Below are 23,971 nucleotides of genomic sequence, written 5' to 3'. Positions count from 1 at the left end.
TTTGAAGTTAAAATTTAACTCTTAAACCGCCACTGATGGTAGATAAAGGTGAATATCTATACATGCTAGAGGTACCTGCTTGGTTGGTTGAAGGGTTAAATCCTTTTCTTGCTGAGGCAATCGCTAAGTTGTCGGCAGACACCCATACAGATAATGCTTGAGCTCCGAATGATTTAATCCAATCTGATTTGAAGTTATATCCTAAACGAACATTATTCAAGATCAAATAGTTAGATTTCGTCAAGAATCTAGTGGAAAGTGAGTTTACATTCGCATCTAAATCGTTGCTCAGGCGAGGTACATCTGTTACATCACCTGGTTTTTGCCAGCTGTTGTGGATGTCTTTGTGCCAGTTGTTACCACCGATTGGATCGTTGTTCATTAAGATGGCATATGCACCATCGTAAGCATACCCGCCTAAGCTGTAAAGCATTTGTGCACTTAAATCAAAACCTTTGTAGCCAGCACGTAAGTTGAAGGCTCCTCTGATCGCTGGGATCGCTGATTTGCCTACGTAGTATTGCGTAGCTTGTGAATAGGTTTTGGTCGTTCCTTCTTTAATCTCTTTGTTATCTGGGTTGGTGAATTGTGCCATCGAGCTAATTTGCTCGCCAGCAGTGAACTCATTATTTCCATCGTTGTCGATGTAAAATACTTTCCAAGTACTTCTACCGTCCTCTGGATCTACGCCTGCGAAATCACGCATGTAGTAATCGTAGATAGAATGTCCTTCAGCCCAACCGTATTGTCCTTGAACATCAATTACTTTTGGAAGGTTTGTAGAGGCCTCGATAGGCATTTTGGTGATTTTATTCTTGAAGCTTTCACCGTTAATACCTAAGTCTAAGTAGAAGTTGTCATTTTTAACAAGATGTCCTACTAAATCGAACTCGATACCTTGGTTTCTTAACTGACCATCATTCACCAATAGGTTAGGGTATCCCAAAGATGGGCCTAAACCGAATTGGAAAATTAAGTTGTCGGTATTCTTCACATAGTATTCAACGGAACCGGTCAAATATTTACCGATTTCAAATTCAACACCTGTTTGGAACATTTTGGAAGTTTCCCAAGTCAACTCGGTATTTCCCATATCATCCCCGATTTTTAATCCTAACTCGCTATTTACGTTTTCAGGAGTAACAAGGGTATAACCAGGATAATAACCTACACCGGCTTGGTCACCAATTAGACCATAGGATACTTTATATTTCAAGAACTTGAAGATTTCTTGATCTTGCATAAAGTCTTCATTGGAGACAACCCAGCCTGCACCTACCGAACCAAAAGTTCCCCATTTGTGGGTTTTGAAACGAGAAGATCCATCACGTCTTAAACTTCCGGATAAGTAGTATCTGTTTTTGTAATCGTAGTTAACTTGACCAAAGTAACTTTCTAACGCGTAGTTGTTGGTCCAAGATTTAATAGGATTACTTACTACCACGTTATTAAAGTCTAAACCTTCGTTTGTGATTAGGTTATAACCGGAGTTATCCAACACATTGCTTTCCCATTTAACAGCTTCGTGGGCTGCTAAAGCCTCGAAAGAGTGATCGCCAAAGTCTTTTCTATAGCGTAATAAGTTTAATAAGTTATAGTAGTTCAACTCGGTACGTCTTTGGTATAATGAACCATTTTGAGACGCTGCAGAACCGTAAAACTTGTTACCGCGGTTGTTGTAGATATTGTTGTAGTATTGAATACCTAAGGAGTTCTCGAAGGTTAAACCATCGATAATATTGAAATTAACATAGGCTCTACCGTTTAGCTCATTACGTTTATCTCGCATAATATCGTAAGTAGCATCGGCAATAGCGTTGGTTAAGGATCCAAATTTACGTTTGGAAGTTTCACCATAGTCATAAATATGACCTCCGAAAATAGGATCGTCAAGTTTATTACCACTCGCATCTCTGCGGAATAATGGGTAAATGGATGGAATATTATCTACGAACCAGAAAATACTTCCTGAATCCTCAGACTGTCCACCTCTGTTACTTTCAACTTTGGAATAGTTGGTATTCATACCCACATTGATCCATTTATTCACTTTATGATCCAAGCTTAAACGTCCAGTTAAACGCTCGAAATCAGAATTAACAGAATAACCTTTATCACCTAAGTAACCAAAGGAAGTAAAGTAACTAGTTTTATCATTTGCTCCACCGAAACGTACATTTAAGTCTGTTCTTGCTGAGTTTTGAAAGGCATAATCTTCCCAGTTTTCTGGATCAAATTTGCGCGTAACACCGTTTCTAACTTTTCTGGTTACCGGATCGATAAGCTCTGCACCATTGGTCACATTCCACATGTTGCTCAATGGAGAAATACCATCATCCGAGAATAAGTATTCGTTAGCATAGGCCTCACCGTCTTCACCGTAAGCTACGCCTTCATTGTACATAGACTGCCAGCTTAATCCGATGTATTCTTCTGGTGATTTAATCACATCATAACGTGGAAGTAAAGACATGTTGGTACCAAAACTTGCATCAGCTTCTACGAATGATTGTTGACCACGACCGCTTTTAGTGGTAATTACAATGACCCCGTTCGCACCTCTAGAACCATAAATAGCCGTAGCCGCAGCATCTTTCAATACCGTTACGTTTTCGATATCCGCATTGTTGATGGAAGTAATGTTTCCAGAGAATGGAACACCATCGACAACGTAAAGTGGATCACGATTACCATTAACGGAACCGAAACCACGAATACGGATCGTTGCAGAAGTACCTGGTTGACCAGAACCATTAACTACCTGCAAACCAGCAACCTCACCCGCGATAGCTTGGGATACGTTGGATACATTTTTTTGCTGAAGTTTTGCACCATCTACCTTTTTAGCAGATCCGGTGAAAGCCTCCTTGGTAGTGCTACCGTAACCCACTACGACAACCTCTTCCAGGACTTCGTCCTCATTTTGCAAGGATGCATTTACGACAGATTTACCTGCTACTGGAATACGTTGGGAGATGTAACCAACAAAAGAAAAAGCTAAAGTAGCATTGTCGGAAACAGCGATGCTGTAATTTCCTGACTCGTCGGTTTGAGTAGAAGTCGTCGTTCCTACAATCGTTACCGACACCCCTGATAATGGAGTACCCCCATCTGCTGCCGTAACGCGACCACTCACTTGACGATTTTGTGCAAACGCAACCCCGACAAGGCAGGTAAGCACAAACATAATACTGAGTAATTTTTGTTTCATGTTGTTTGTAATAATTAAAGAACTTGTTTATTAACTGTTAAAAATTGTTAAACAGGGGCCAAATATATAGTTTCAAAAACTCACTAACAAAGAACTTGCATAGCTAACTTCTTTTTTGCGATAAACTAAATTAACTCTACTAATTTTTATAAATGTGTTAACAGAAACAGGAAAAGCTCAACAAACAATACATTAAAAAACCAATTATTGTCTTATTTTAATAATTTTTAAACCTATTTTGTTGAGACAGTTTACTAGTTACCCTTGGTTATCAATTGTTTAACGAATATACTATGAAATATTAACAAATTGGTAACAAGCAATTCAAAGAGAAAAAAACAAAAAGGACTTTAATTACGAAATAAAACCCTGTATTTAACAGAAAAAACAAAATAAAAGCAAAATAAATAGATAAATAGCAACAGTAATAATCTGCAACACAGTATTTTTTAAGAACAAAACAATATTGGATAGATTTACTTATTATTTATTTTTATTCTTCTTAAGAATTAAAATAACATATTGTAATAATTTGAAACAAAGACAGTAAATCTTACACAATAATATGATTACCAACAAGTTACTATCAGACCACATGTTGTAAACACATGTTAAAAATAACCGCTAATGGAATGAAAAAAAATATGTAACAATTTTGAGAATATTAAAGTTGGGCAACTTTTAATAAGGAATTTAATAAAAAAAGGAGCTGCTAAAAGCAACTCCTTTTAAATAAATCAGGACTAGATTACGACTATATCCTAATAATAATTATTTCTGCAACCAGATTTGAACTGGAACTGGAATGATCTCTTGACCATCATCTAATTTAACCACAAACATAAATGCAATTTGGATTTGCGTTCCAGCACCTGCTACAAAATCGTTAATCAACTTTGCATTTGCCGCACTATAGGCTTTAAAAGCCGTTAAGCTAGTTTTAAAAACTGCTTTAGTACCTTGGCCTGCTACAGGAGCAGCTAAATAAGTTGATGTACGAACTCCACCAGCATTAATAGATGTTGCACCACCTAGTGCTTTCGAAATCTCCTTAATTTGTTTACCAGACGCAGTAGGAATATTCATCGTAATCGTAATATCATTTTGACTTACTTTTTGAATATAATACGGATTGAAACCATGCGTTGTTGCACCTTCAAACGTAACTGGTATTTCTGGTCTATTATCAGAATAGAATTCTGAATATTCTTTATCGCAAGAGCTCATGCTCCCTACGAATAGAATTGCGATTATTGCTATAAAAAATCTTTTCATTGTCATACTATTAATTAGTTAGCATCCCACCAAACACGCACATTAGACTGAGGCACGGTATTTCCTTGTGGGAAATTAGGGTTTCTTTGTTGCTCTGAGAATAAATAAACTGCGCGAACAGGACGCGTTCCGTCAATACCACCAGCATTTTGGTGCGCTGTTAAAACAGGGTATCCGGTTCTTCTCCAATCATTCCACTGCTCCAAACCATTCGAGAATAAGGAAATATACTTCTGCGTTACAATTTTCTCAATCTTCTGTTCATTTGTACCCGTCAATGCAACTTCAGCTGCATTCTCTGCAAAATACTTCGTGATATCAGCGGCAGCAACACCAGCCTCTTGCATAGAAGCTTGAATACCTTGTTGGTATAAAGCCTGTGCATCGCCAGTAACACCTAAGCGCACTACTGCTTCAGCTAAAATAAAAGAGGTTTGTGCATACGTCAACAATCTAGTTGGACCTTCACCATCTCTTCCCGTAGCATAGCTATTATAGATAGAACGAGAACCAACGGCTGGCAAAGTACCTCCATAGCCATTGTCAATAGTTACATAGGCACCATCATTATTCGTCACAAACAAAGGAAGTCTAGGATCCTTTTTACCCTTTAAAAGATCAACAAATCTGGTACTAATAATCAATTCATTCTGAAATAAAGAGTTATGCGTCAATGTCCAAATAGGTGCCTGACTACCTACTTGTGAACCAAACTTCACTGATAAGTTAGCTGCATTAGCATTGATGAACATATTTTTAGTAATCACATCTTGAATTACAGTTTTTGCAGCAGCTGCTTCCACAGAACTGATCTGCAAGGCTAACCGCAATAAAAGGGAGTTACCTGCACGTTTCCAATTTTCAATTTTACCGCCATAAACGATATCATCGCTTCCTGGTTTTAGCGGGCTATCTTTATCAAGATCTGCAAGACCTTCTTTTACTAAATCAAATAAACTCTGAATGCCAGCTGTAGAATTACCCAAATAAATATCCTTTTGAGCATCTAATCTAGGTCTGGTCATGCCAATATCACCTGTTAAAGCTTCAGAATAGGGTACATCGCCCCATATGTCAGTAGCCATAGCAAATGTAAAAGCCTTCATGATTTTACCAATACCGGCATATGCTGGACTATTGTTAAGCTCTGCAGTTTCAATTAATTTTTTATAATTAATTAAAGCGCCACCATATAATTCAAAGTTCCATTGGTTTCCAAAATCATCTCCATCAATGATATATCTATCATAGGAGGTCGGACTTCCACCGGCACCTGCTGTAACACTCATAATGGTTGATGCGAAACGATTTAATTCATTTGAATTGGCAAAGGCAGTTCCGGCTAACCCTGTTGGAAGCAAGGTAGCAGCAGGCACTTCAAGCGGGTTGTTAGGGGTGTCATTGACATCCAAAAACTTCTCACAGCTTGTGGCAGTTAACGCGAATGCGATAACTGATATTTTTAATATATTGTTTTTTATCGATTTCATTCTGCTAAAATTTAAAAAGATGCACGTAAGTTGAATCCAAAGTTGCGTGTCGTTGGAATACCACTTAAATCAAGACCCTGAACATTACCAGCACCTTGGGTATTCATTTCTGGATCACCCGGGAAACCTGGAGCAAACATCCAAAGATTTCTACCACTTACACCAATAGACAATTTACCGAAAGGTGTTCTTTGTAATACAGATGCAGGCAAAGTATAGTTCAAAGAAACCTCTCTTAAACGGTAGGATGTTGCGTCAAACACAGCCGCTTCAGATGCAATACCACCTAAACCTTGCCAGTATGTTTGAGCAGAAACCTGGATATCATTTGGTCTATAACCTGTAACCGCACCACTAGCATCTTTAACTTCAATTACCCCTGGTAGAATTCTTGGCTGATCACGATCAACACCTGTAGGCTCAATAACACCACCTGAACGCATATCAACCTGTCCCATTGAGAAGATTTGACCACCTTTATTGATATCGATTAAAGCCGTCAAACTTACACCCTTATAAGTAAAGGTATTTGTGAAACCTAACATATAATCCTTTTGAGGAGTAGCAATTACCTGATTACCAATTGCCGCTGCAAATGCACCAGTTGTTGGATTAATCAACAAATCGCCATTTTCATTACGTGCATTCTTAGCACCAACGATAACACCATATGGATGACCTTCAGCAATGGAAGGTGTAATACCTCCAAAATAATTAATTCCTGGGATAACTGTACTGGTCAAGTTTTCACCACCAACAGGCTCATCACCAAAAATGGCAATTACTTTATTTCTAATTCTAGTAAAGTTAAAATTAGTATGCCAGCTAAAGTTGTCATTACGGATTGGGTAACCACCTAATAATACTTCAATACCTTTGTTAGTCATCTCACCAATGTTCGATGTTAATGTATTATACCCTGAGGAATTCGATACGGCTACATCAAAAATTTGGCTAGAACTTTTCGTGCTGAAATACGTAAAATCTAAATCAATTCTGTTATTGAAAAATCCTAACTGCGTTCCAACCTCAAAGGAAGTAACAAACTCAGGTTTCAAATCCGGCGCACCAATTCTAGATCCGATTTGGAAACCAGTAATACTGCTTCCACCAACACTTAACGGGAAGTCAATACTTGCTGTATTGTTACCGTAGCTTGCAGTGGTATAAACAGACTTCAATAAATACGGATCTGCATCACGACCTACTTTTGCAATGTTACCACGTAACTTCCAGTAAGAAAGAACGTCTGATTGTAGGTTATTCCAAGCCGTAGTAGGAATAAAACTTAAGGAAGCAGAAGGGTAGAAATAAGTATTATTTGCTTTTGGAAGCGTAGAAGATTTATCTGCACGACCTGTTAATTCTAAGAACAAATAATCGTTATAACCTAAACCTAGTTGAGCATAATGACCAACTAAACGTCTGGTTGTGCGATTTGCGTAAGAACCTGTAAATACAGAAGCATTACTTACGTTATCAAATCCTGGAATAGCTAAACTAGCAGCCACAACACCAGAAGATTTAAAATATCGGTGGTTAATGTTTTGACCTAATAATAGGTTTGCATTTAACCCTTCAATAAACAAGTTCTCCTTTTTAGCAGTAATCATTAAATCGCCGTTCAATTCAGATCTAAAGCGATTATCTTCATCAATTGCACCTTGCGGAGCACGCGCTGCACCTTTGCGCAACACTTGACTTCTTTGATCGATATAAGTATCAGCCGTTGCACGGTAAGAAACATTTAACCAGTCTGTAAAATCATATCCAATTACCAAGTTTCCAAAAGCACGATCCACATTAGAATCAAAAAACTCATTTTCAATACTCCATAATGGACTGTTTTGTGTAGGAATAAAGTACTGTCTTTGGCCTGAAGGGCTTAAGATTGGCGTACCGAGTAAATCGTAAGAAATTGGAATACGTGTAATTTGTCCGAATGCACTACCACCATTCCCCATGGTTGCACCATGTTGGCTGGTTTTAGCATACGTAATAGTTCCACTAATTTTGATTCCGTTATTTAACTGTCTGTTACCACCAACATTCGCTGTGTGTCTGTTAAATTTACTATTCGGCACCACCCCTTTTTGAATGGTACTTGAAAGACCAGCAACAAAGTTAGTCAACTCATCACCACCTGCTAAGTTTAGGGAATTCTGGAAGAATGAACCTGTATCAAAAAAGTCAACCACATTGTTTGGATAAGCTTGATAAGGAACTGTTAATCCTGTACCGCCTTGAATAACTTCAGCCATTGTGCCGAATTTCGGTCCCCATGACAAGGTACTTTGATTATTGTAAATGTTTTGGGATCCTTGACCATACAAAGACTGAAATTTAGGAATATAGGCAATATTTTGGAAGTTTGCAGAAGAGTTCAAAGTCACTTCTGTTTTTCCAGCCATTCCTTTACCAGTTTTAGTTGTGATCATTAAAACCCCGGCTGAAGCTCTTGAACCATATAAGGCGGAAGCTGCAGGACCTTTTAACACCGAAATAGATTCAATATTATCTGGTGGAATATCGTTTAAACGGTTGGCAGGCTGAGAACCGAATAATGTATTCTGGCTATTATCTGTATCGTTACTAAAAATAATACCATCTACCACGATCAAGGGTTGGTTATTCCCACCAAAAGATGTGATACCACGGATATTAATATTCGTAGAAGACCCAGGCTGGCCAGAAGCACTCGAAATGTTTACCCCAGCAACTTTACCTTGCAAGGAGTTTAACACGTTTGTTTCAGACTTCTGCACTAAATCATCACCGGACACTTTTTGTGTAGCATATCCGATAGATTTAGCTGTTCTCTCAATACCTTGAGCGGTTACTAAAACCTCTTCAATAGTTTGATCAGAATTAATGAGGACTACGTTTAAAACGTTTGATGCACCAACTTTTACGGCTTGAGAATTAAATCCAATAAAACTAAAGCGAAGAGTGGCGTCCGATGGAACAGCAATTTCATACTGTCCATTCACATTGGTTTGTGTAGAAGTAGAAGTTCCAATCACAGTAACGGACACTCCGGCTATCGGAGAACCGTCTACTGACGACGTAACCTTACCACTCACTTGCCGATTTTGCGCATACGAAACCCCTACGAGTAAAGTACACAGCAAAAAAATACTGAGTAATTTTTGTTTCATGTTTTGTTGTTGTTTAGTTAAATGCTTTTGGTTTGCTAGATTTACAAAAACGTTAAATTTTTGTTAAATCTTCCGCAAAATAGAAGGGAAAAGTTGTCGCTGCAAATAAAAACACGAAAAATTTTCAAAATATCGAAATAAAAACTAATTTTTCTTATTAATTATTTTGCTTTTCTATTAGAACACAAAATAAAAATTTATGCCTTAGGGAGGCTGTTTTTTAACCGTTTACTTTGTTACAATTTCCCTACACCTATCTTTTCTAAATTTTAAATAAACATATTAGTATATTTTAAATTATTAAACTATCTATATCAACTTTTATATAAAAAATACCCGCACTTTCAACTTTATTTTGCCTCACTCATTTTTCCAACAATCTTCCTACCTTTGCCACATGAGATTCGATATCATCAGTGTTTTACCCGATTTATTGCAAAGTCCCTTTGCACATTCCATCCTACAGCGTGCCCAAAAGAAGGGAATCGCCGAAATTCATGTGCATAATCTTCGCGAATACGCCGACAACAAGCATAAATCAGTAGACGACTACCCTTACGGTGGGGGTTCGGGTATGGTGATGCAGATTGCCCCTTTCGCTGCCTGCATCGAAAAACTGCAAGCAGAACGGCAGTACGATGAAATCATCTACATGACACCCGATGGCGTTACATTAAACCAGGAAATCGCAAACGGACTGTCCAGTGCCGAAAACATCATGATCCTTTGTGGTCATTATAAAGGTATCGATCAACGTATCCGCGATATCTACGTAACCAAAGAAATGTCGATTGGCGATTATGTACTCTCGGGAGGCGAATTACCGGCCGCTATTTTAGTAGACGCTGTTATCCGGCTGATTCCCGGGGTATTATCGGATGAAACCTCCGCATTAACCGATTCTTTCCAAGACGGGCTCCTGGATGCCCCTATCTATACCCGCCCGGTAGATTGGAAGGGACACAAAGTACCAGAAATATTACTTAGTGGCCATGAAGCTAAAATTATGGCCTGGCGACATGAACAGCAGTTAAAACGTACCAAGGAAAGACGCCCAGATTTGCTAAATGATTAAAAAAAACAGGAGATTTTTGTTTTTTTCTTTAAATAAAGTTTGAATAATCAAAATTTCCATTAAATTTGTGAGTAAATGATGACAGAAATTAAATATACTAACCGTTGGTGGCTTCTGACTTAAAAGTCGGGAGGGTGGTATATTAATACATAAGATTTTCATAATCAACCAAAACCACTGAATGGTAGCCCGACGTAAATACGTCGGGCTTTTTTTATTTTTGCAAAACTATAACTAGCATATATGAACTTTAAATTCAAAACGAACCATAAAAACATCCTCGCCGATACAACCACGCCGGTGAGCATGTACTTAAGACTTCGTGATACTTTCCCAAACAGCTTGCTGTTGGAAAGCTCGGAATACCATAGCCGAGACAATAACATCAGTTACATCTGCTGCCAGCCCATCGCCGGCATTGTCCTGGAAAACGAAAACCTAACCATACAGATGCCCGACGGCAGCCATAGCAGCAAGCCCGTAAGCGGACTAAACCTACGCGAAGAAGTGTCCAACTTTCGGAAATCCTTCCAAACCGAAGAACTCCCTGGAGTCAATGTGATCAGCAACGGTATATTCGGCTATTTCACCTTCGAAGCCATCAACTTTTTCGAAGACATCCAATTGACCACGCCACGCCATCCCGAGAAAGATATCCCTACACTGCAATACCATGTCTATAAATATGTCATCGCGATCGACCATTTCCGGAACCAGCTCCATATCTTCGAAAACCTATTAGAAAACGAAAACAGCGAGCTCGAACGCCTGCAATTCCTGATACAAAACAAAAACTTCCCGGAATATACTTTCAAGAAAAAAGGTGAAGAAACCTCAAACATGAGCGACCAGGACTTCCGTGACCTGGTATTGAAAATGAAAGAACACATCCAACGGGGCGATGTCTTCCAGATTGTCCCTTCCCGAGGATTCCGTACACCTTTCGCCGGCGACGAGTTTAATGTATACCGCGCACTGCGCTCCATCAACCCCTCGCCTTACCTATTCTATTTTGATTACGGCGACTTCAAGCTCTTTGGTTCCTCACCGGAAGCCCAACTCACCATCAAAAAAGATGTAGCCAGCATCTACCCCATCGCCGGAACCTTTAAACGTACCGGAAATATGGAGGAAGATGAGAAAATTGCCGAGGCATTGAAAAATGACCCCAAAGAATCTGCAGAACACGTGATGCTGGTCGATTTAGCCCGGAACGATTTAAGCAGGCATTGCACCAACGTGCAGGTAAAATCCTATAAAGAAGCGCAGTATTACTCCCACGTTATCCATTTGGTTTCCAAAGTTAGCGGCAAGTTAAACCCCGAAGCCAATCCTTTTGATGTGGTAGGCGATACCTTCCCTGCCGGCACCCTTTCTGGCGCGCCAAAACACATGGCCTTAACCCTTATCGACCGTTACGAAGGCTTTCAACGCTCCTTCTATTCCGGTGCTATCGGTTTTATGGGATTCAACGGCGATTTTAACCACGCCATTATGATCCGTTCCTTTTTAAGCAAACAAAACAACCTTCATTACCAAGCAGGAGCCGGCATTGTCTTGGATTCCGACCCTGAAAAAGAACTACAAGAAGTAAACAATAAAATATCAGCACTTCGCAGAGCGCTGGAACTAGCGGAAAATATTTAACATGAGCAAGCCTATATTAGTAATCGACAATTACGATTCATTCACCTATAACCTCGTACACTTACTTCAAGAGCTCAATCGCTCATACGTAGTGGTGCGAAACGATAAATTCGAACTGGCCGACGTAGACCAATACGATAAGATATTATTATCGCCGGGACCAGGTATTCCGGAAGAAGCCGGATTGTTGCTGGATGTTATCCGTACCTATGCCCCTAGCAAAAGCATCTTGGGCATCTGCCTGGGCCAACAAGCCATTGCTGAGGTATTTGGTGGCAAGCTATACAACATGCCCAAACCTTTGCACGGCGTAGCAACGGCCATTGAAGTGGTAGATCAAGAAGAAGAACTGTTTCAGAATTTCCCGGCCGATGCTAAAATCGGACGTTACCACTCCTGGGCCGTCGATCCGCAAAGCTTGCCTGCCAGCTTAAAGGTAACCGCGGTCGATCCGGATGGCGTCATCATGGCCTTAAGCCATACCGAATACGATGTTAAGGGGATGCAATTCCACCCCGAATCCATCCTCACCGATCATGGCAAAACCCTGATTGAAAACTGGTTAAACGACTAAGCCTTTTATTTATCTAAACTGTAGACCCTACGAACACATGACGATATTAGATACCATTGTTGCCCGTAAAAAGGAAGAAGTTGCCGCCACCAAAGCGAAAGTATCGCTGGCGGAGCTAGAAAAGTATCCTTTATTCGCCCGCAGCTGTTACAAGCTACGCGAATCGATGTTGCATCCACAGCGCACCGGCATCATTGCCGAATTTAAGCGCGCCTCCCCTTCCAAGGGACTCATTAACGGCGAGTCTAGCGTGCAGGAAGTCGTAAAAGGATACCAAGATGCCGGCGCATCGGCCGTATCGGTCTTAACGGATCAGGACTTTTTCCAAGGCAATCTTCAGGACCTTAGCCAAGCAAGGGAAGCATTAAGCATCCCCTTGTTACGCAAAGAATTTATTGTTGATGCCTATCAAATTGCCGAAGCCAAAGCCTACGGCGCCGATATCATCCTATTAATTGCCGCCTGTCTCGAGTCAAGCGAAATCGAAAGCCTTTCCGCCTACGCCAAGTCCTTAGGCTTAAACGTGCTATTGGAAATTCACAACGAAGCCGAATTAAACAAAAGCCTCTTCGATAGCATTGATGCCATCGGCGTAAACAACCGAAACCTGAAAGATTTTTCCGTATCCTTAGATCATTCTTTCGACCTAGTCAATAAAATCCCAGACCGTTACATCAAAGTATCCGAAAGCGGCATATCCGACCCGGAAACCATAAAAACACTCAAGGCCGCCGGATTCCAAGGCTTCCTGATTGGTGAAAACTTTATGAAAACGAATAATCCTAGCGCAGCCATTCAAGAATTTGTTGCCCAATTGTAAAAATTAACACATTGCATACCCCATTTCCTAGCCCTGTCTTTGCTACAAAAAGACAGGGCTAGCCTTTTAATAGCTTAAGCAAAAACAGCCTACCGACCAGGGTTTATTTTCTTCCCTAATTGTGACAATACCCTCCCTTTTCAATTCCCTATCCGCAGCCTTTGCAAAGGGGATTGATACGGGTGAGAAAGGGGAATGAAAGGGGAGAAAGAAGGGAGTATTTAGTATTTAGTATTTTGTATGAAAGGGTTATACCACGGCTAGGAAAGGGTAATGCTACGGCTAGGAAAGGGTAATGCTACGGCTAGGAAAGGGCTAAGAATGGGCTGGAATAGGGCTGTCATGGTGAGCGGAGTCGAACCACTAGTACGTTTTGCCGCTCCGAAATTCGGAAGAAATCGGAAACACACACAGCAGAAGAAGTTCAAAAACATAAAATTCCTTACCTTTGTAAAAATTTTAGGTAATCATGTCAGTAAAAATTGGTGAACATATTGATTTAGGCGAGTTTCCATTGTTGTTAGCACCGATGGAGGATGTCAGCGATCCACCCTTCCGTTTTGTGTGTAAACAAAATGGCGTAGACATGATGTATACCGAGTTCATCTCGTCGGAAGGTTTGATTCGCGATGCCGCGAAATCACGCCAAAAGCTAGACATCTTCGAGTATGAGCGCCCCATTGGTATTCAGATTTTTGGTTCCGATATCGAGCATATGCGTCAATCGGCAGAAATCTGTACCGCTGCCAATCCCAATCTAATCGACATCAACTACGGTTGTCCGGTAAAGAATGTCGCTTGCCGTGGTGCCGGCGCCAGCCTATTACAGGATATCGATAAAATGGTGGCCATGACCAAAGCCGTGGTCGATGCTACCTATTTGCCTGTTACGGTAAAAACCCGCCTCGGCTGGGATGATAATACCAAGAATGTGTATGAGGTGGCCGAACGCCTGCAAGATATTGGCATCAAAGCCTTAGCTATTCACGGGCGCACGCGCTCCCAAATGTATAAGGGCCAAGCCGACTGGACCATGATACGCGATGTAAAAAAGAACCCCCGCATCAAAATCCCGATCTTCGGAAATGGCGATGTAGACTCGGTAGACAAAGCTGCAGCTTGGCGCAAGGAATACGAAGTGGACGGCATTATGATCGGTCGTGCTTCCATTGGTTACCCATGGATTTTCCGGGAAATCAAACATTTCTTTCAAACCGGCGAACGCTTGGAAGGCCCTACTATTGCTGAACGCGTAGCCGTATGCCGAACGCATTTAACCAAGTCCATCGAATGGAAAGGCGATAAAACGGGCATCTTCGAAATGCGTAGACATTATGCCAACTACTTTAAAGGCATCCCGAATTTCAAAGAATACCGCATGAAATTGGTGGAACTTCAGGAAGAAAGACTCATCCAGGAAGTGCTGGACGAAATTCAACATAATTTTGCAGAGGAAATCGCTTAGGAACTAAGCGATTATTTTTTGCGCAGAACTTTCAACAGCATAGCCTTTTCCTTAAACAGCACCAAGGCCATAAAAGCAAGGAACAAGAGGTTGCCCAGCCAGAAGTTCAGGTTATAGGCCAAGAAAGAAAGCCCTACCCCCACCAGCATGTAAAAGCCGATTTTCCCCACCTGATAGGGAATGGTATAATTACGTTGCCCCCAATAATAGGACAGAAACACCATAATAAGGTAAGTTACGGTTGTAGAAAGAGCCGCACCTACATAGGAGAATTTTGGAATCAACAGGAAGTTTAGGAGAATGGTCACCAAGGCACCAATACCGGAAATATACAGGGCATAGCGCGTTTGATCTGATAGTTTATACCATACCGAAAGGTTAATATAGATACCCAACAACACATAGTTCAACAGTAAAACCGGCACAATTTTCAATCCAGACCAATAGACTAAAATATCAGCTGGTTTACCTTTAATAAAGTATTTTAGCCAATCGAGGTTGGCACATACCCCCACCATCACCACGAGCATGGCAATTACAAAATACTCCATAATCAAGGCATAGGCTTTTCGGGCATTTTCATTTTTAGCGTAACTAAAAAAGAAAGGCTCGGCCCCTAGCCGAAAGGCCATCACAAATAAATTAAGGAGTACAGCCAGTTTTGTTACGGCCCCATAAATCCCCAAATCCCGATCCCCGGCTTCCCCGGGCACCAAACGAGGGAACATCATTTTATCCAGGTTTTCGTTGATGATAAAAGATATATTAGCAATTAAAATAGGCACTGTATAGCCAATCATATTGTTGATCAACTTGCGATCTACCTGGAAGGAGAAACTCAACACCTGTGGCAACAGGAGCAATAAAGTGGCCACACTGGCAATAACATTGGCAATAAATACATTGCCTAACCAACCCTCTCGAAACCAACCGGCCACGAAATGCTCGTAAAACGCAGTATGTTTATTGCTTTCCGGTAGGTAAAACAGAAAGATTAAGTTGAAAGCCACAAAGATGACGATATTCAGCAGCTTGATAAGCCCATAGCGCATGGCCTTCCCTTCTGCCCGCAATTTGGCAAAAGGCACCACCGCTAAGGCATCGGCCGCCAGAATAACCGCAAAGAATTTAACGTATAGCACATAATCGGCTACCTGCTCGCCTTCACTTAACCAATGCGCAATAGGATGCGCAAACACAAAGACCGATAGTAAAAATAATAGACTGCTAAGAATGGTGATAAAGAAGCTGGTATCAAACACTTTCTGTTTGCCGCCTTCCACCTTTTGCAGGTATCGGAAGTAGGTGGTTTCCATCCCAAAGGCCAACAGGGCATTGACCATCGACGCGTAGGCAAATAAGTTGGTAAAGATACCATACACCGACGCGGAAAACTTATTCACGAAAATCGGCGTCATAATAAATCCAAGCATGCGGGATAAGATGGTCGAAAGACCATATACCACCGTATCGCTTAAAAATTTCTTGACTACCGACACGTTAATTGCGTTTTTTAATGACTTCGAAATTCTTGAAATTTTTCAAGTCTGTGCTTTCTTCCACCTGCACATCGCTTACCTCAGCATCATACGGCCCTTCTTTGCAAAAGTCCAGTAAAAAGTCTAAGGCAATAGCATCTCCTTCAGCCTCGATATAAACCGTACCGTCTGCTTCGTTCAGCACAAAACCTTTCACCCCGAGCTGATCGGCAACGGCCTTTGTCGAGGCCCGAAAGAATACACCTTGTACTTTCCCTTTTACCTTTATATTCCAATGCTTCATGGCTACAAAGGTAAAAGAAGAAATAGAAAAAGCTATCGAATTCGCTTAACTTTAATTTTAGGATCTAGCTTAAAGCTTTCCATCCCCTCTAGGAGTACCAAACCTGGTTTTTTACCCTCTTCGAGCGATCCCATTTCATGGTCTATACCCAAGGCCTTCGCCCCGTTGATGGTTGCCCATTTTAACGTTTCGTTAAAATCAAGGTGCGGATATTCCGCGTGGATCACTTTAAGTTCATCCAAAATATCCAAAGATGTGTTGGACGCTAAGCTATCTGTACCGATAACAATTTCATGCCCACCCAAAAGGAAGTTCTCCACTTTAGGCAGTCTGTTTTCGATATAAAGATTGGCTTTTGGACATAAACAGAAATACACTTTACGACCCATACGGTCCACAAAATCTAAATCCTTGATAGAGGTATACGTGTTGTGCACCAAAATCAGTTTGTTTTTTGTCGGAATGTAAGGCAAGAAAGACTGCAGCGAGTTACGTGCTTGGGCACGGAATCCCTCCACCGAGAGTTTCATCTTTTCGTAAAAGTCAAGAAATTCCCCTTTGTTATAGCGGAACAACTTGTTTTCTTCGTCGCTTTCCTGGTTGTGGATACTGATAATATTATCTTCACCCACGACCTTTTTGAAGGCTTTAAAAAGTGTTTTTGAACAAGAGTACGGAGCGTGCGGCGTAATGGAAGAACGTTTGTAGTCGAAATGGAATTCAATTTCTTTCGCTTGATCGATGCGTGCTTCTACATCGGCATCGGCCAAGGCCATCACTTCAACGAAAGTGTGGTATTGAATTGGACTTTGTTCTTTAATTTTCGCTGAAACCGCTGAATTCGCATGGTCCCCTACGGCCTGAATCCCATTTTCATACATGGTCTTGTCAGCGGCCTCCATCGCTTTATCCAACGTTTTGTCTTTTTTCCCGCGTTCAGTCATCACCTTCATCAAGAATTGTGGCAATCCGGTATGTTGGGGAATAAGCCCCTCCATATGCGATAACTCTAAATGACAATGTGCATTAATGAACCCTGGAATCAGCGCTCCTTTTAAGAATTCTACTTGAGAATCATCTACTTCGCCTTGATTGAAAACACCCTTAACAACCCCCTGATCGTCCATGGCCACGATCCCCTTTTTTATTGCAGGGCCAGTTACTGGAAATACAATATCAGCAGCATAATACTTCATAAATTCTATAAAACCGTTTTTTAATGTTAGCGTAATTTGCCTTTTGAGGCATATACCCGCCAATTTACAAAAAAAACTATACACATTAACTAATAAAATAATAATTACAAATTTGTTACACGGCTCGAATAATTTTGTTTTTAACGCCGAAAAGGCTAATTTTGTGGCATCATATAGGGGTGCCTTGTTGGTTTTCCGACACAAAGAAAGGCTGAGATTATACCCAGCACCTGTCGTTCAGACGCGTGCAAACCTGATCTGGATAATGCCAGCGTAGGGAAAGGGCGGTTAAATAAGGACTGTTGTAACCCCTTGCAATAGTTAAGTTTAACTCTTAAATAAACAATTGTATTATGTTTAAAAAGGTATGGGCTACAGTAGCCTTTTGCCAGTTTATCGTGTTGAGCATGGCTCAGCATGCACTAACCGTAAAGATTACGGATAGCCAACAACAAGGATTGACAGCCGCTTCGGTAAAGTTAGATGAGCAGCTGCAAAAAACAAATAGCCAAGGTGAAGTAACCTTCCAAGGGCTACAAGCAAAAACCTATAACCTGCAGGTTAGTTTTCTTGGCTACGGCTCGGTAAAACATACGGTAGACCCGAGTAAACAAAGCAGCATAACCCTGCAATTGCAGGCAAAATCTTTTCGTACCGAGGAAGTATTTGTAACAGCAACACGTGCAAAAGAGAATTCAGCAACTACTTTCAAGAATTTAAGCAAGGAAGAAATCCGCAAAAACAACCTCGGCCAGGACATTCCTTTTCTGCTGAACCAAACACCAGGCGTGGTGGTGAGTTCGGATGCCGGCGCCGGTATTGGCTATACCAGCATGACCATTCGTGGTTCGGATAACGAGCGTATTAACGTGACCTTAAATGGCATTCCGCTAAACGATGCGGAAAGTATGGGCAGCTTCTTTGTCAACTTGCCCGACTTTGCCTCTAGTGTACAGAGTATCCAGATTCAACGCGGAATTGGTACATCAACCAACGGCGCTGGGGCCTTTGGTGCTTCCTTAAATATCCAAACCGATGCCTTGGAAACGCAGGCCTATGCCGAATTGAACAATTCCTTCGGTTCCTATAACTCCTGGAAAAACACCTTGAAAGTAGGCTCGGGCTTAATCGACAATAAGTATGCCTTCAATGCCCGCTTATCGCGCATTGTGTCCGATGGTTATATCAATCGGGCCAGCTCTAACCTGAAATCTTTCTATGTAGATGGCGGCTTGTATACCGATAAGCATATCTTGAAGGCTACGGTATTCTCCGGAAAAGAGAAAACTTACCAGTCTTGGTATGGCACACCTGAACCCTTGATTACCGGTGATTATTCGCGCTTGGAAGATTATGCCAACAATATGGGAATCTATGATCAGGAAGGCATAGACCGCTTGAAAGAAGAGGGTAGAAAATATAATTATTATACCTACGACAATCAAACCGACAACTATACCCAAACGCATAGCCATTTGCAATACACCTTTGCGGCCAATGAAAAATTAAACCTCAATGCTGCCTTACACTATACCCGTGGCGCGGGTTATTACGAAGAGTTTAAAGCGGGAGAAAAGTTCAGTAAATATGGTTTAGCAGATGTCGTAATCGGCGGTCAAACCTTAAAAGAAACGGATTTAGTGCGTAGAAGATGGTTAGACAACCATTTTTACGGCCTTACCTATGCCGCTAACTACAAGGCCACAGCCAACTTGAACCTAACCTTGGGTGGCGCCTATAACCAATACCGGGGTAAACATTACGGCGAGGTGATATGGGCACAATATGCCTCCAACAGCAAATTAGGCGATCGTTATTATTTCAATAAATCGGATAAGAACGACTTCAACATCTTTGCAAAAGCAGATTATCGGGTAGCTAAGTTTTTATTCAACTTAGACCTGCAATACAGAAACCTGTATTACTTGGGCCGCGGTGATGATGATAAAGTGAAAGACCTGTATTTTGAGGATAAATTAAATTTCTTTAACCCGAAGGTTGGAGCAACTTATTTCATGAATCCTTACAGCAATATCTACCTGTCTTATGCCTACGGCAGCAAGGAACCAACGCGTAAAGATTACGTGGAAAACCCGCGCGGATTATTCCCGAAACCGGAACAGATGCAGGATATTGAAGCGGGATACCGCTTTAAAAACGAACAGTTTAATGTGGGAGCCAATGTATACGGCATGTTTTATAAAAACCAGTTGATTCCAACCGGTTCTTTGAACGAGGAGGGTGCTGCCCTACGCATCAATGTGGATGAAAGTTACCGCATGGGGGTAGAGTTGGACGGAACCTGGCGGATTAGCAAACAGTTTAGCTGGGGAATCAATGCGGCATTAAGCGATAATAAAATCAAGAACTTTGAAGAATTTATCCCGGTGTATGATAATGAGAACGATTGGAACAAAGTGCGCGAAGAGGTCATTCATCATAAATCTACGCATATCGCCAAATCACCGGCCGCTATTTTAGGGAATAATTTCACCTATAAGCCTATTGAAGCGTTATCCTTTAGCTTGCTGAGCAAATATGTGTCGCGGATTTACCTGGACAATACCTCCAGCAAAGACCGCAGCATAGACCCTTCTTTCGTGAACAACTTCCAGGCGATGTATACCTTTACGGCGTTCGGATTGAAGCATGTGGACTTAAACCTTTCGGTAAACAACATCTTGAACAGCAAATACGAAACCATGGGCTATACCTGGAGGCAGATTTTTGAAACCAAAGGAACCACTGATCATTATAACTTCTATTACCCACAAGCGGAAACAAACTTCTTGCTGGGCTTAAATATCCGCTTCTAATTTTCGGAATCGGACGGAAAAGCTTCGTTGTACTGGCATACAACGAGGCTTTTTTCGTTTATAAGGAGGCTATGCATTGCTAAATAGGCTTTATCTTTTTATTTTAGGCCATGCGAGCAGTGATACAACGAGTAAGCCAAGCCTCCTGCACGGTTGGGGGCGAGGTGACAGGTGCTATAGAACAGGGATTGTTGGTGTTGATAGGCATTGAAGAAAGCGATACGATGGCCGACATAGAATGGCTAGCCCAAAAGCTGGTGAACTTGCGGATCTTTTCCGACGAGCAGGGCCTGATGAATAAATCGATTCAAGATGTAAACGGCAATATGCTGTTTATATCTCAGTTTACCCTATTCGCGCAAACCAAGAAGGGCAACCGCCCTTCCTTTATCCGTGCCGGTAAGCCCGACTTCGCGAAACCCATGTATGAGAAAATGGCTGCCTACTTATCGCAATTACTAGGCAAAGAAGTGCAACTGGGTATTTTTGGGGCCGACATGAAAATAGACCTGCGCAACGATGGCCCGGTGACCATTATGATGAATACCAAAGACAAGGATAACTATTAAGCCGAAGAGCATGAAGATTAAAGAAGCCCAAGAAATTGTAGATCAATGGATCAATACCACCGGTATCCGGTATTTTAATGAGTTGACGAATACCGCCATTTTAATGGAAGAAGTGGGCGAAGTGGCCCGCATTATGGCCCGAAAATACGGTGAACAATCGTTTAAAAAATCAGATGAACAGGTAGACCTGGCCGATGAAATGGCTGATGTACTTTTTGTGCTGATCTGCCTGGCCAACCAAACCGGTATAGACCTGACCGAAGCTCTGCAAAAGAACTTGGACAAGAAAACCAAGCGCGATAGCGATAGGCATAAGAACAACGAAAAGCTTAAATAGGCGGATAGCGGCTATTTCAATTCTATTTCGGCCAACACAGGTAAATGATCGGAAGGATAGGATATCGGTAGCACCTGATACGATTTCCAGCTAAAGGGCACATTATTGAGCAGCATAATAAAATCGATTTCATTTCGCGGCTTGATATTCGGCGATGTGGGTGCATTGGTTTCGGTATTGCGTATAAAATGCTGATCTAATACTTGAATAGGTTTGGAGCCCGGCTTGGCATTGAGGTCGCCCACCAAAATCAAGGGATGGCTATAAAGATCGACCAATTCCGTAATAAAAGTAGCTTGGGCTATGCGGTTTTCCTCATGCAAATCAAGGTGGCTATTCGCGAGGGAGAATTTCTTTCCATTGGGTAATTGTACATCAACAATAGCTAAAGACCTGTTCTCGCTGGCCACAGGCATCGGCAAATCATAGCGTCTCTTTCCTACAATTTTATGCTTAGAAAGAATCAAGGTGCCATAATTGCCTTTCTCCAAATCAATCCCCTTAGAGAAATAATAGTCCATTCCGGTCAGTTCAGCCAGTCGCTCGGCCTGATTTTCCATATTGGAACGGGATACATGGATATCTACTTCTTGAATGCCAACAATATCCACTTGCGCGTCATTAATGACCTTGGCAATGGCCTGCAGGTCAATACTATCCTTAAGGGAAGGCGGATTGCCATGGTGGATATTATAGCTCATCACTCGGATGCTTTGCGCCGTAGCGGGCATAAAAAAGCAGATTATTAGGCTTAGAAGTAGGATTCTCATCATATTGATATTTAGGCTTGAAGATAATTATATTACCCTAATGCCTCCAAATTTAATATCTTTAAACCATGAAACTACCAAATTTTTTCTTATTACTTTTTATCAGCTTTTTTATCGGCTCTTGCTCGGTCAGTCAACAGACCGCGAAGGAGGCAGTTAGCTATGAAAATGGCGCTGTCATTACGGCTCATCCTGTAGCTTCAGAGGTGGGTGTAGCGATATTAAAGAAAGGCGGAAATGCGGTCGATGCTGCTATTGCAGTCAAATTCGCTTTAGCCGTGGTGTACCCCAATGCGGGAAACCTGGGCGGTGGTGGCTTTATGGTTTACCGGGGAAAAGACGGTCAGGTATCGTCTTTAGATTTCCGCGAGAAAGCACCAGCGAAGGCGCATCGCGATATGTACCTAGATCAAGCCGGAAATCCGATTACCGATTTAAGTTTGTATGGCCAACTGGCAGCCGGAGTTCCGGGATCTGTAGCCGGGATGGATGAAGCCTATAAAAAATACGGAAGCCTGCCTTGGAAAGACTTATTGCAACCTGCAATCGAATTGGCAACCAAGGGATTCGCCATTACAGCACAACAGGCTGGGGAGTTCAACCGCTATCAGGAGCGCTTTAAAAAACATAATCCTTTAGGGGCGGCCATCATTCGGGAAGCAGCCTGGAAGGAAGGCGATCTTTTTGTGCAAGCCGATTTGGCCGAAACGCTAACAAGAATTGCAGCACATGGCCGTGACGGCTTCTACAAAGGAAAAACAGCCGAATATATTGTTGCTGAAATGAAGCGTGGCAACGGCATTATGTCGATGGAAGACCTGGCCAATTACCAAGCGGCCTGGCGCACGCCAATCGTAGGCAACTACAAAAACTATAAAATTATCAGCATGCCTCCCCCTTCCAGTGGTGGGGTGGCGCTATTAGCCCTTTTACAGTCGGTAGAGAAGTATCCATTAGCGAAATGGGGATTCCAACACGACAGCACTGTACGGGTTATGGTAGAGGCGGAAAGACGCATCTATGCCGACCGTGCTACGCACTTAGGCGACCCGGACTTCTACCGCGTGCCGGTAGCTAACCTGACGGATGCGAAGTTTAACCAGGAGCGCATGGCGAAGGTAAGCCTGGAAAAAGCAACACCCAGCGATTTGGTAAAGGCTGCGAAGTTCCCGGGCTACGAATCGGAAGAAACCACCCACTACAGCATTGTCGATAAGGAGGGAAATGCCGTATCCTTAACCACCACCATCAATGGCTCCTACGGTGCCTTGGTATGGGTGCATGGTGCCGGTTTCTTGCTGAACAACGAAATGGACGACTTCTCCGTAAAACCGGGAAGTCCGAATATGTATGGATTGTTGGGGGGCAAGGCCAATGCTGTTGCCCCTGGAAAACGCATGTTAAGCGCCATGACACCTACCATTGTCGAGGAAGATGGCAAGCTGAAGATGGTGGTAGGAACTCCGGGTGGTTCGACTATTATTACCTCGGTATTCCAAACGATCTTAAATATATTGGAGTTCGGCATGACGGCGCAAGAGTCTGTAAGTGCGGCCCGCTTCCACCATCAGTGGAAACCGGAATACATTGACGTGGAAGAAAAAGCAATCGATAGCAAAACAAGAGAGAGCCTTCAACAAGATGGTTATACCATTAATAAAAGAGGTCCTATCGGACGGGTTGAGAATATTGTTATTCTACCCAACGGCAGATTACAAACCGGCGCCGACCCGCGCGGGGATGATAAGGCCGCAGGCTATTAAATAACAAAAGAGGGAGCATGACT

Annotated in this window: 17 protein-coding genes; 9 read left to right on the top strand and 8 right to left on the bottom strand. The window is 41.9% G+C overall.

Translation table 11 applies throughout. The features are described 5' to 3' along the window. Positions 1-7 precede the first annotated feature (7 nt). The 4 genes from GQF63_RS13435 to GQF63_RS13420 form a co-directional block, all read right to left on the bottom strand. Positions 8-3,211 carry a SusC/RagA family TonB-linked outer membrane protein gene (locus tag GQF63_RS13435; protein ID WP_160369757.1) on the bottom strand — a complete coding sequence of 1,068 codons (3,204 nt, stop codon included), beginning with the start codon at positions 3,209-3,211 and terminating at the stop codon, positions 8-10. A gap of 771 nt (positions 3,212-3,982) precedes the next feature. Continuing rightward, positions 3,983-4,486, bottom strand: coding sequence for a hypothetical protein (locus GQF63_RS13430; RefSeq protein ID WP_160369756.1), 504 nt, complete (start codon positions 4,484-4,486; stop codon positions 3,983-3,985). Between the two features lie 14 nt (positions 4,487-4,500). After that, the gene (locus tag GQF63_RS13425; RefSeq protein WP_160369755.1) at positions 4,501-5,976 is read right to left on the bottom strand and encodes a SusD/RagB family nutrient-binding outer membrane lipoprotein; all 1,476 of its coding nucleotides are present in this window, start codon (positions 5,974-5,976) and stop codon (positions 4,501-4,503) included. 11 nt (positions 5,977-5,987) lie between these two features. Next, positions 5,988-9,134 (bottom strand): SusC/RagA family TonB-linked outer membrane protein, encoded by a 3,147-nt coding sequence (locus GQF63_RS13420; protein WP_160369754.1) that lies wholly within the window; start codon positions 9,132-9,134, stop codon positions 5,988-5,990. A gap of 397 nt (positions 9,135-9,531) precedes the next feature. On the opposite strand from GQF63_RS13420, the gene trmD reads away from it, so the two are divergent. From trmD to dusB, 5 genes are all read left to right on the top strand, one after another. Next, the gene (trmD, locus tag GQF63_RS13415; protein WP_160369753.1) at positions 9,532-10,209 is read left to right on the top strand and encodes a tRNA (guanosine(37)-N1)-methyltransferase TrmD; all 678 of its coding nucleotides are present in this window, start codon (positions 9,532-9,534) and stop codon (positions 10,207-10,209) included. Between the two features lie 243 nt (positions 10,210-10,452). After that, positions 10,453-11,856 carry an anthranilate synthase component I family protein gene (locus GQF63_RS13410; RefSeq protein ID WP_160369752.1) on the top strand — a complete coding sequence of 468 codons (1,404 nt, stop codon included), beginning with the start codon at positions 10,453-10,455 and terminating at the stop codon, positions 11,854-11,856. A 1-nt stretch (position 11,857) separates the two neighbouring features. After that, positions 11,858-12,430 (top strand): anthranilate synthase component II, encoded by a 573-nt coding sequence (locus tag GQF63_RS13405; protein WP_160369751.1) that lies wholly within the window; start codon positions 11,858-11,860, stop codon positions 12,428-12,430. A gap of 37 nt (positions 12,431-12,467) precedes the next feature. Next, positions 12,468-13,250, top strand: a complete 783-nt coding sequence (gene trpC, locus GQF63_RS13400; RefSeq protein ID WP_160369750.1) for an indole-3-glycerol phosphate synthase TrpC — start codon at positions 12,468-12,470, stop codon at positions 13,248-13,250. Between the two features lie 469 nt (positions 13,251-13,719). Then, positions 13,720-14,715: a tRNA dihydrouridine synthase DusB gene (gene dusB, locus GQF63_RS13395; RefSeq protein ID WP_160369749.1), complete on the top strand. Its 996-nt coding sequence runs from the start codon at positions 13,720-13,722 to the stop codon at positions 14,713-14,715. 11 nt (positions 14,716-14,726) lie between these two features. Here the strand turns inward: dusB and GQF63_RS13390 are convergent, their stop codons facing one another. From GQF63_RS13390 to GQF63_RS13380, 3 genes are read right to left on the bottom strand one after another with little or no spacing between them, the layout of a single operon-like run. Next, complete coding sequence (locus tag GQF63_RS13390) at positions 14,727-16,214, bottom strand: oligosaccharide flippase family protein (RefSeq protein WP_160369748.1); 1,488 nt, start codon at positions 16,212-16,214, stop codon at positions 14,727-14,729. 1 nt (position 16,215) lies between these two features. After that, positions 16,216-16,497, bottom strand: a complete 282-nt coding sequence (locus GQF63_RS13385; RefSeq protein WP_160369747.1) for an acylphosphatase — start codon at positions 16,495-16,497, stop codon at positions 16,216-16,218. A 32-nt stretch (positions 16,498-16,529) separates the two neighbouring features. Then, positions 16,530-17,693 carry an amidohydrolase family protein gene (locus GQF63_RS13380; RefSeq protein ID WP_160369746.1) on the bottom strand — a complete coding sequence of 388 codons (1,164 nt, stop codon included), beginning with the start codon at positions 17,691-17,693 and terminating at the stop codon, positions 16,530-16,532. Between the two features lie 353 nt (positions 17,694-18,046). Here GQF63_RS13380 and GQF63_RS13375 point away from each other — a divergent pair, with 353 nt between their 5' ends. The 3 genes from GQF63_RS13375 to GQF63_RS13365 all read left to right on the top strand — a co-directional run bounded on the left by GQF63_RS13375 (position 18,047) and on the right by GQF63_RS13365 (position 21,415). Then, positions 18,047-20,509 (top strand): TonB-dependent receptor, encoded by a 2,463-nt coding sequence (locus tag GQF63_RS13375; RefSeq protein ID WP_160369745.1) that lies wholly within the window; start codon positions 18,047-18,049, stop codon positions 20,507-20,509. 110 nt (positions 20,510-20,619) lie between these two features. After that, a complete protein-coding gene (gene dtd, locus GQF63_RS13370) occupies positions 20,620-21,078 on the top strand; it encodes a D-aminoacyl-tRNA deacylase (protein ID WP_160369744.1) in 459 nt (152 codons plus the stop codon). A 10-nt stretch (positions 21,079-21,088) separates the two neighbouring features. Beyond that, entirely contained in the window at positions 21,089-21,415 is a 327-nt protein-coding gene (locus tag GQF63_RS13365; RefSeq protein WP_160369743.1) for a nucleotide pyrophosphohydrolase, read from the top strand. An 11-nt stretch (positions 21,416-21,426) separates the two neighbouring features. Here GQF63_RS13365 and GQF63_RS13360 read toward each other — a convergent pair whose 3' ends face one another. Beyond that, complete coding sequence (locus GQF63_RS13360) at positions 21,427-22,188, bottom strand: endonuclease/exonuclease/phosphatase family protein (protein WP_160369742.1); 762 nt, start codon at positions 22,186-22,188, stop codon at positions 21,427-21,429. Between the two features lie 65 nt (positions 22,189-22,253). Between GQF63_RS13360 and ggt the strand changes: the two genes are divergently transcribed. Beyond that, a complete protein-coding gene (gene ggt, locus GQF63_RS13355; RefSeq protein ID WP_160369741.1) occupies positions 22,254-23,948 on the top strand; it encodes a gamma-glutamyltransferase in 1,695 nt (564 codons plus the stop codon). Positions 23,949-23,971 lie beyond the last annotated feature (23 nt).

This window comes from Sphingobacterium humi (genome assembly GCF_009768885.1).
Classification (GTDB): domain Bacteria; phylum Bacteroidota; class Bacteroidia; order Sphingobacteriales; family Sphingobacteriaceae; genus Sphingobacterium; species Sphingobacterium humi.
The sequence above is the reverse complement of the archived record's forward strand: the minus strand, read 5'-3'. Positions and strand labels throughout refer to the sequence as shown.